This is a genomic window from Colwellia sp. C1TZA3, from assembly GCF_007954265.1.
Taxonomy (GTDB): Bacteria; Pseudomonadota; Gammaproteobacteria; order Enterobacterales; family Alteromonadaceae; genus Cognaticolwellia.
Map to the genome: position 1 here is coordinate 21,195 of NZ_VOLS01000048.1, position 9,794 is coordinate 30,988.

General features: G+C 35.0%; 8 protein-coding genes. 6 read left to right on the top strand and 2 right to left on the bottom strand.

What is annotated here, in order from left to right:
- The first annotated feature begins 52 nt into the window (after positions 1 to 52).
- The 6 genes from ESZ39_RS13380 (at position 53) to ESZ39_RS13405 (ending at position 7,749) form a co-directional block, all read left to right on the top strand.
- Positions 53 to 730: a hypothetical protein gene (locus tag ESZ39_RS13380; protein ID WP_146880407.1), complete on the top strand. Its 678-nt coding sequence runs from the start codon at positions 53 to 55 to the stop codon at positions 728 to 730.
- Between the two features lie 137 nt (positions 731 to 867).
- A complete protein-coding gene (locus ESZ39_RS13385) occupies positions 868 to 1,671 on the top strand; it encodes a hypothetical protein (protein ID WP_146880408.1) in 804 nt (267 codons plus the stop codon).
- 118 nt (positions 1,672 to 1,789) lie between these two features.
- Complete coding sequence (locus tag ESZ39_RS13390; protein WP_146880409.1) at positions 1,790 to 2,569, top strand: hypothetical protein; 780 nt, start codon at positions 1,790 to 1,792, stop codon at positions 2,567 to 2,569.
- A gap of 35 nt (positions 2,570 to 2,604) precedes the next feature.
- Entirely contained in the window at positions 2,605 to 6,144 is a 3,540-nt protein-coding gene (locus tag ESZ39_RS13395; RefSeq protein ID WP_146880410.1) for an SPOR domain-containing protein, read from the top strand.
- Between the two features lie 14 nt (positions 6,145 to 6,158).
- Positions 6,159 to 6,656: a hypothetical protein gene (locus ESZ39_RS13400; protein WP_146880411.1), complete on the top strand. Its 498-nt coding sequence runs from the start codon at positions 6,159 to 6,161 to the stop codon at positions 6,654 to 6,656.
- Positions 6,643 to 7,749 carry a hypothetical protein gene (locus ESZ39_RS13405; RefSeq protein ID WP_146880412.1) on the top strand — a complete coding sequence of 369 codons (1,107 nt, stop codon included), beginning with the start codon at positions 6,643 to 6,645 and terminating at the stop codon, positions 7,747 to 7,749. The genes ESZ39_RS13400 and ESZ39_RS13405 overlap by 14 nt, the downstream gene beginning before the upstream one ends.
- A 125-nt stretch (positions 7,750 to 7,874) precedes the next feature.
- Here ESZ39_RS13405 and ESZ39_RS13410 read toward each other — a convergent pair whose 3' ends face one another.
- Positions 7,875 to 8,516, bottom strand: coding sequence for a FlgO family outer membrane protein (locus ESZ39_RS13410; RefSeq protein ID WP_146880413.1), 642 nt, complete (start codon positions 8,514 to 8,516; stop codon positions 7,875 to 7,877).
- A 163-nt stretch (positions 8,517 to 8,679) separates the two neighbouring features.
- Complete coding sequence (locus ESZ39_RS13415; protein ID WP_146880414.1) at positions 8,680 to 9,342, bottom strand: SPOR domain-containing protein; 663 nt, start codon at positions 9,340 to 9,342, stop codon at positions 8,680 to 8,682.
- Between the last annotated feature and the right edge of the window lie 452 nt (positions 9,343 to 9,794).

The window sequence follows — 9,794 nt, forward strand, 5'->3', positions numbered from 1 at the left end:
TTATAGATAGTAAAGTAAGAATATTTTTAGACAAATATTTAGGAAGGATATTATGAAATTTAATAAAATATATAATGTATTAGCAGCAACAGGTGTGATTTTTACGGTATTGACTAGCACTAGTGCGCTGGCGGATGATCAAGATTACACATTTGGATTTTCAACGGTACCTGACGTTACACTTACGCCAGTAACAGATCTAAACTTTGGTGGTCAACTAGGACTAAGTGGTGGTTCACAATGTACAATGACGGTAGGTGATGGGGGCACTGATACTCCAGGTTCTATTAATGCCAAAGTCGGTACAGCTTCAGCTGAAGCTATAGGTGCTAACTACGCTGAATTAACGGGTGTAGGCTGTGGGGCAGCGGCAGTAGGAACAGATGGCATTGTCGGTGTGTATGAAATTGTTGGCGCACCGGGTGTTAAAGTTGATGTTACACTAACATCACAACTTTCAGGTACTAATTTTAACTTTGTTCCCAATGGCGTGACTGTACTACATAATGATGAGTCAGATGGTGATACATTAGTCGCCTTAGCTGCTGGCTCGGCGGCAACAGCACAATTAGCCACGGTAGATGATTTATCTGGTAATACAGAAGGATCAGGTGTACCCGAAATAGGTAAGTCACTTATCTTTGTTGGCGGTACGATCACAGTGACGAGCACTTTACTGGCGGGTACTGAATATACTGAAACCTTTGGTATTGATGTTGTATATCAATAAAGCTAGAGTGAAGGTTATCAATAAAAAAGCAGACTGAAAGGTCTGTTTTTTTTATAGTTTGTTATTATTTTACAAATAAGTTAACTTTTCAAGTACATTGAATAATAGGTTAACTTAAATAGGGTAGGTGCTTGCTGATGTCATTCGCTAATTTTAAATTAAATTATATATTTAATCGACTAATAATGTTTATTCTCTTGGCGGTTTCAACATCCAGTTTTGCCGTATCTTTGGGTACTTATCGTATATATTTAGACCGCCAGCATAGAGATTATGATTTTATAATTTCAAACAGAGATCCAGTTCCTCAAAATTGTAAGCTAAATCTTACCCATTATAATATGGATAAAAACGGCACACCACAATTGGTGGAGGGGGACGTTTTGCCGGACAATTCGGCTGTAAATTTACTTCGTTACTCGCCACGTAATTTTAGTATTGACCCACAAGGAAGGCAAACGGTTAGGTTTAGAATGCGTAATCAAAGTGGTGTAGAAAAAAAAGAGTATCGCTCTTACTTAGAAGTAAATTGTCAAATGGTGGAAGATAAAACAGAAATTATTGATGGTAAGCTTAACTCCCAAGTAGCAGGAATTTCGCTAACACCTCAGTTAGTCCATCAGGTGCCTATTATTGTTCGCCCTTTCAATTTAGATATACAAGTTGAAATTACAGACATAAATGTAGACCTTAACAATGATACGGTTACCTTTGCGGTAAAACGTTCAGGAGAACGTTCAATTTTTTTTGATATAGAGCTTATTAATAAAAATAATAATACACGGATAGCTTTAAAGAAAAATGGAAAAATTTATCCTGAAAACAACGAAAAAGTATTAACCCTGCGAGCTAAGGGGATCCCGAGTGAAGATCTACTGATCAGGCTGACAGAAGATAAGCGTACGGGGGGAGATTTAATTTTAGAAAAAAGTGTTAAATAAAATATTTATTATACAGACCTAAAACTGGCTTGTTTTTTGCTTTTCTATCGGAAAGCCAAATGTTTGGCATGACAACGTCTGCTAAACATATTGTATTACTGAGGTATGAGTTGTTTATATGAATATTAATAAAATCTTTTTAACTGTGTCTTTAAATACGATTATACTGATCGTTTTAGGTGCCATATCTAACGTAAGTTACGCGGTTAGCTTATCTACTTATAAAATTCATCTGGATCAAAAAAAGCGAAACTATGACTTTATCATTTATAATCAAGGGGATTATCGTCAACGTTGTGAATTATCACTAAGGCCATTTACGTTAGACAAAACAGGTTTAAGTCGATTGCTACCCAACGGAGAAGTTCCAGAAAATTCTGCAGATGAGTTATTACGATTTTCCCCTCAAACGTTCGAAGCGGATATTGGAAAGCCACAAAATGTAAAGTTTAAACTTCGAATTAAACGCGGTATTGAAAGTCATGAATATCGTTCTTATCTTTCTATAAAGTGTCAAGATATTAAGAGTTATGTAAAAAAATCAACTCAAACAGCGATGAAAGTTGAGCCTTTAATTGTCCAAAATATTCCTATTGTAGCTCGTGTTGGTCGGGCGAAATATGAGCTAACTTTTTCTGAATTGGCGATTAATAACAATAGTATGTCTGTTAATTTTAATAAAACAGGTATTTATTCAACTTATGGCAAATTAACCTTAATAAACCGAGACTCTCAAGATGTTGTCGGCAAAATTGATCTAATTCAAATGCCTATTGAAGCAAAGAGTAATGTGATCACAATGAATTTTACCGGAGATGGTAGTGATCCTCTGCAATTAATATATCAGGAAAGTGAAAATTATCTGCAATCAAAAACCCTTAAAATCAACATAAATTAATTCTTAACTTTATGTCTGTATTAAGGGGCAGGTAAATGAAATTTATTATTTTGTGTTTTTGCTTGTTAGCATTTAACTGCTTAGCAGCCGTAGCGCTAAAAAAAATAAGTTTGTCTGATGACGACTTTGTGTTGTTTAGTTTAAGGTTAAATGACCAAGCTATTAATCATTCTATTGATAGTTTTTTAGTTGATGGGGAGTTATTTTTAGCCATAGAGCCTTTACTTGACTCCTTAAAAGTCAAGTATCAGTTAACAGGACAAAAATTACTGATATGGAAAAATGATACGGTAAACGAATTTATCTTATCTGAGCAGTCTTTAGGTCTTCCGAGCAAAAATCTAATCGTTGCGTGGGGAGATGATGGCTTTTATTCATATATAGCTGCCGATGTAATTAATCAATTATTTGCCACAGATATTATCTCAGATACCAGAACATTACAGGTAGTGATTAAAACCAGTGACTACGCCTTTCCTTTACAAACTTTACAGCAGCTGGAAAAAATTAGACAACAAGAACAATTAAGTGGTTATTACATACAAAGTAAAGGCGCGAAGGCACCCCAAAAACAACTAGAAATTACCATTCCCGATCAATACCGTTTGATCACTATGCCAATTGGTACTTTTACCGCAAATGTTGAGATCAATGAGAATAACAACAGGAGCATTATTCAGGCGAATTTTGTTTCCGACTTGTTGTATCATTCCGCTATTGTTAATTTGAATAAACAGGGAAATGAAACACTGAGGGGGGGAGTAGCTTTGTCTAGGTACAAAACATCGCCTGACGATTTAATTTTAGGCGCTTTTGACGGTTACCGTTTTGGTGATATCGCGAGTATTGGCGATGCTACTTCTCTATCTCAAACTGGTTTAGGCATTGGTTTTGAGAGACGACAAGCAGGTTACAGGAATCAAAATACAGCTATTACATTAACTGAGTATGCTACCCCTGGATGGGAAGCTGAACTTTATCACAACAATCGTTTTATTTCATCTGTTATTGTGCCTGAAACGGGTTTGTTACTGTACAAGGATCTTGATATTTATTATGGTAAAAATGAATTTGTTATCAAACTCTATGGTCCTTTTGGCGAAGCTGATCAAATTAGAAACAATTACAATTTAAAAGCCAACCCGTTAGCGAATGGTGAATTTTCGTATGGTGTTTATGCGCTTGACCCCTCTAATTCTGTGCTTAATGATACCCTGTTTGATCAGAGTGAATCTACTCCATTTAGCCTTTCTAATATCGGAGGAAATATTGATTATGGTGTTAATGACATCTGGCAAATTGGCTTGAGTTATACCCACAGAAATAGTACAAGATTACAAGAGGGTTTGACCGAGGATGAATTTGTACAAGACGCCATAACATTAAAAAACTATTTTAGCTTGCCGGGCTTACTTTTTGAAAATAACCTTTCATTAAATGACAATGGCGGTTATTTGCAAAAAACGTCTCTAACAGGAAGAGCAATTTATGACGGTAACTTTAACATCATTTATGAATCTGCTAAGGCGTATCGTAATGAGTCAACCACGTTTTCCAATAGTGATTTTGAAAATGTTCAAGTTAATTATAATAATCATATAGCGGGAATCCCCATAAGCATTTTTTATCGGAATAGGAAAACTAATAAGAGTGACACAGCGTCTTTAGGTAGTAGAGTTTCTTATAACTTTGGTGATATATATGCTAGTCATACCTTACGATATTCTCAAACAAAACTTGAAGTGAGTGAGCTTAATGAATTTTCTGATAATAAATTAACCGGCTCATTGTCTGTTTCTGGTGGCATAATCCCATCATTGCGGATTATTGGTGATATTCAATATGAGCCTTCAAAAAGTAATCCAATCCTAAAAAACTCCAAAGTTAGCCTTAGTTACACACTTGAAGACGGCTATAATTTTCAGCATTACTTTAGAATGGGATACCGGCCATTGTTAGATAAGAACAAATGGGAAATATCTCACAATGTAGGCATCAACGTTAATCAATTTCAATTTGGTATTTTATCTCGCTACCAAGACGGTGGTCATTGGAATGTTAATGCCAATATCCAATTCTTTTTTGGTTACGATTATTATAATAACAGAGCGTTGTTTAATAGTAAGCTTTATAGAAATAGTGCTAGTTTGAATTTACATGCCTATTTAGATCGGCATATGAACGGTGTTTATGACGCGCTAGATTATAATTTATCTGGGGTGACAATCCCAAATTTACAAGATTGGAATACCTTAGCTACTGGAAAAAATGGTCGCGCAATTATTCCGGGTCTTCCCATGAATAACGTTTTCAAATTTGATGCTAATTGGAAAAATGGTGCTCAAACTATTGGAAAAAATTATGTGTTGTACACCCATCCGGGGGCACGGGTTGATGTAAACATGCCTTTTTACCTAAGTACTGAATTTTCAGGTTTTATTTCTATTTTAAGACGAGAAGAAAAAATTGGCGCCCGTAATTTAACCATTGATTTAATTGGTGTCGACGAAAGGATCATTGAAAGTGTTAAGACTGATGAAGATGGATATTACGAATTTTATAATATAGAGCCAGACGATTATACTATTCGAATAAACTCGGCAAGCTTGAGAGATAATGGATTATCGTCTGATGTTATTGGCTTTAATATCGAGTCTCCCATTATAGGTGGCTATACTGAGCTTCCGGGGATTCTTGTGCAAAAAACAAATGAAATAATGCAAGAAAACATTATTCTTATGTCGATAAGTGCTGATGATGTTGAACAACTGGTTTGGGATGAGGACGCTAAAGAAAGACAAAATTATTTTAATATGCCGACTAAAAGTCAAGTTGTCGTTGATCCTAATTTAGCACCACCCTCTGCAAATGAGAGAATTAATATTGAGGCAATATTAGCCATTAAAAAAAGTAAATTAATTGAACTTAAAAAAGCTAAAAAAGTTAGGTTAAAGAAGAAGAAATTAAAAATTGATGTGTTAACTAAACCTGGTTTTATCATACAACTTGGTGCGTTTCTTTCTTTAGAACAAGCCAAAACGTTTAAGGACAACTTATCTAAAACGTTAGAAACTCCGTTACTATTGAATGAAAGTAAAAACAGCAAAGAACAAGTGTTTTATACTGTAGAATTTGGAGGCTACCGGACAAAAGCTGAAGCAGAAAAAGCTATTAAACAACTAGGGTTAAACTCTAACCAATATATGATTAAAACAATGGATATTGCCGATATTCCAGTAAGTGTTTTAGCACCGTTATCTGATCTTGCTCCTGTAAGTATAATCAATCCACTGGCATCCGACTTTACTCCCTCTATTGATGATGTTATTAGGCGTGATAACGGTTGGGTAATACAGTTTGCGGCTTATAAAACACAAGCTATGGCAAATTCAGAAAGCGTATTAATTAAAATGCCAAATATTTATGTGGCACAAAAAACACTAAGAAATACGACATATTACTGTTTAGTTAGCGACATTTTTAATACTAAGGAGGCCGCTAAAAATGCTTTAAAAGATAGAGATGGTTGGATAGTACAATCAAAAAACTTCACTAAAATAACTCTGTCACAATGATAAGGAATCGTGTAATGCGCAAATTTAGGTTTACATTTCTGTTTACTTTTATCGTTTTCAGTTGGTCAAATATAGCGCTGTCAGCAGCTTATTTTTCAACATTGGATGAGCTTAGTTTTGGTGAACTTATGGGTTTTCCTGGTAGTTGTGAAATGGATGCTTTAACAGGCGATATAGGAAATCAAACGGGAAGCTTTTGTTTATATGATAAAAAGGGAACCGTTGGTTCTTACCTGATTGTTTCATCTGCCTATAAAGTCATTAGCATTAAAATCAACAGAAGAATGAACTCAGGTGATGGGATCACCTTTATTCCATCTGGTGTTTATCAAGTGTCTGGAGAAGCTGATATCGCTATTTTACCCGATCAACTTCAAAATATAAACACAGGTGATACAGGGATTTTGCATATTAAGTTAGGAGGAAGCCTCCGCTCTAATCAGGCATTGAGTTTTTCATCGCTATTTACATTTACTAATATTGCCGGAATTGAATGGGATGAATTACCTTAATACAAAGCTATTATTATATATTTTAATATTATGCTTATCTTTGGGCTGTCAAAGCCAAAAAGCTGACGTAAAGGATATGCATAAAATAACTATTGATAAATGGCAAGGATTGGCTAGTTACGCTAAAAGCCGTTTAAATCATTATCCAGTTTATATTGCTGCGTCATTTACTGTCGAGGGTTTAAATAGAAAGCGTATGCTGATTAATAAGTTTCAATTAACTAATGAAGTTAATCAAACTCAAATTGATCTTTTGAGCCCCAGTTTTAAGAATAAACTATTTTGTAACCCTAACTGCCACTTTTTTAATGAATACATTGTTCAGGATGCCAAAGTTGGAGCTACTATTGCTAGCCGTTTATTTATCGACTATGAATTTAAATTATTTCAGTTCTATAGCCAGCTTTTTTTATTGAATGATAAAATTGACCTACTTGAAAATATTAATAAAAAATATTTAACAGCTTATTTACAGTCGATTGTTACTAATAATAAAAAGTATAATTCATTAGATGATTTGACGGCTTATTTAAATGATGTGCTGACATTGAACAAGTTTAAGTTGTTTCTTGCTGATCCTAAAAATATGATTTCGTTAACTGATATCGACAATAAAGAAAATAACATATGGTCTTCTAATTTCAAGAATAAAGAAAATAATATATGGTCTTCTAATTTCAAGAATGATGAAAATAGTTTATGGTCAACAGATTTTGATAATAAAGAAAACAGTTTACGGGCAACAGATTTTGGCGATAAAGAAAAGCCAGCAGAAATACTAGCGTGGGTTACCTATCTTAATAATTTTATCAAGATAGCAAAGAAAGAAGTGGAAAAGAAAGAAGTTGCCGCGGATATTGAAATAGGAGATACCGTATGTTCTTTTCAGAACACTTTAGGCACAGTAGTAGCAATCAAAGGCTTGCAAATCACGGTCAATGAATTTGCGCTAGCTTGGATATACAATGATGGTTTATTAGAAAATGCTCCCAATGGTGCACTTCATGACCACAGTAATAATTTCACTTTCACCGCGATTGAAAATAATTTAACACGACACAGTTCAAAGCTATTTTCTTGCGAAATACAATAGCTGGTTTAGCGGTTGTGCACTTCAAGGTTGGACTTGTGTATTATCTCAGTGTGACTTTGTGACTACAACTGGCAAAAAATCGCACTGGCTGGGTGAAGTACATAGGTATGTTTTTTGTTGTAAACTCATTTTACTCGATGTGGCTTTAACAAAGATTGCACAATTATATTTGGTAAAAACTTTGAAGCTGATGCCGCAACACGGTTGGTTTTAAAATTAATGAGCCTGACATTAACAATAATGCCCATGGTATTTGTGATCATTGTGCCGGTTAATACATAGCCGATATCGATACTGTCATTAATATCATCTATATTTCTTGACAAGGCAAAGTCACCTTGAGAATTCACATCAAGCCTACCGGTTAACTTGTGGTCGCTAACGGGTAATCCTATTTCTTGTAGGTCGTTAATGAAAAATTCGGCTAACTGGTTTCCTAACGCACTGCTCGTTTGCAAGGTTGAATCAAAATAAACAAACGAGGCAACAACAACAGGTTGTTCGATATTAACGCCGATTAAATCTTTTTCTAGATCGGCCGCCATTTGTTCTGTGTATTCGCTTAACAGCTGGAAATGGATGTTAGTGTTAAATAACGTTGAGCTTTTTTTAGCTGGGGTAGTGGCTGTTTGAGAATTGTTACATTGATAAAAATCGCCATTGTCTTGAGCACAAAGCCTCGATGTATCAATAGGGCCTGAAGAAGAGCAGCTGACTAAGCTAGTAGGTATAAAAACTATTAATAGCAATTTAGCGAATATGTGCATGTTAGGATCCAGCGTTAATTTTACGATTGGTATTTCATTAAACAAGCAATTTATACGCCAAGTTAATTTTGGGCAGTGTTTCTAATGAGTAGGGTCTTAACAGTATTTAATTTTTTGCAATGATTAGTGCAGTGTCAAACTATTGGCTTTTTCAGTTGTAGCATCACTCAATAGGATCACCAGAGAATTGAGTCACTAAACAATTTTGTTCTTGTGCGCTTAAAAACTGGCATACGGTTAGCGCAGCATTTTTATTCGCATAGGGACCTACTTTTAATCTAAATAAATGTTGGCTGTTGGCGGTTTTAATCGCTTCTGTTACTGCATATTTTATATTGAGTTGTTCAGGAAACTTTTTCTGAATGTGCTGCCACATATTTTTGACATAGGAAATGTTACTAAATGAGCCTAACTGAATGGCGTATTGATTACTTAATTGCTCAGAAGGTTTCACAGGGGAGGGTTCTTGCATCTGTCTATTACTCATTGGCGGAGTTGGCAAAATGGCGTGACTAGCTGTTTTATTCAGCAGACCAACATTTTGTCTATTATCAGCATTTGCTATTTTTTTTGATTGTTGCTTTTTGGCAAGATTGGACAGCGCGGTTAATTCTGCTATTAATGTTTTAAGTTCTTTTTTCATTTTAACCAGTTCAGTAATCTCAGGTTTTAACCTTTGCCATTCTTTAAGGTGGGCATTAAATGTTTGCATGCTAGGGTCTTCCCCAGCGGCAAACTGAAATTTCTGGCTTGATTGTGATGCACAACCTGACAGTAACAATAAACTTAAGAGTAGTATATTGCGGCAATTGGCTATTGTGATCATTTTGTTTGTTGCTCCATAAAGAGGTATTACTTAAGTGATGGTGTGATATTTATCGATCGAATGATCTGCCTAACACTTTTTATTATTTATTAGTCGTTATTTTTAAAGGCTATTTACACATTCCTCTAAGTTACAGGAAGAAGAATAGGCTGTACACAACAAGCTTCAGCTTGCGGATTGCCATTTTGCTTTCATAGCAAAAATTAATGACACGAAAGCTTTTTATTTCAAACCCTTAAAATCCCGCATATGAAGTCCCTTAAAATAACCGATTATTTATTTCAATTGGTATTATTAAGGCTCACTTAGTTTATAAGACGATAATTTATACCAGTTCCATTAAGTTTGTGATCTTGTTGTGCGCAGGAAAAATAACTCAAGGTAAGGCGCTCGATTGAGCAATAGCTGGCTATTGGGATTGAGAGCAACACAGCCTTGAGCTATTTTAACTA

Bases quoted from the DNA above. Each gene is read 5' to 3' on its own strand.
- ESZ39_RS13380 (WP_146880407.1), top strand. From the start codon at position 53: ATGAAATTTAATAAAATATATAATGTATTAGCAGCAACAGGTGTGATT.
- ESZ39_RS13385 (WP_146880408.1), top strand. From the start codon at position 868: ATGTCATTCGCTAATTTTAAATTAAATTATATATTTAATCGACTAATA.
- ESZ39_RS13390 (WP_146880409.1), top strand. From the start codon at position 1,790: ATGAATATTAATAAAATCTTTTTAACTGTGTCTTTAAATACGATTATA.
- ESZ39_RS13395 (WP_146880410.1), top strand. From the start codon at position 2,605: ATGAAATTTATTATTTTGTGTTTTTGCTTGTTAGCATTTAACTGCTTA.
- ESZ39_RS13400 (WP_146880411.1), top strand. From the start codon at position 6,159: ATGCGCAAATTTAGGTTTACATTTCTGTTTACTTTTATCGTTTTCAGT.
- ESZ39_RS13405 (WP_146880412.1), top strand. From the start codon at position 6,643: ATGAATTACCTTAATACAAAGCTATTATTATATATTTTAATATTATGC.
- ESZ39_RS13410 (WP_146880413.1), bottom strand. From the start codon at position 8,516: ATGCACATATTCGCTAAATTGCTATTAATAGTTTTTATACCTACTAGC.
- ESZ39_RS13415 (WP_146880414.1), bottom strand. From the start codon at position 9,342: ATGATCACAATAGCCAATTGCCGCAATATACTACTCTTAAGTTTATTG.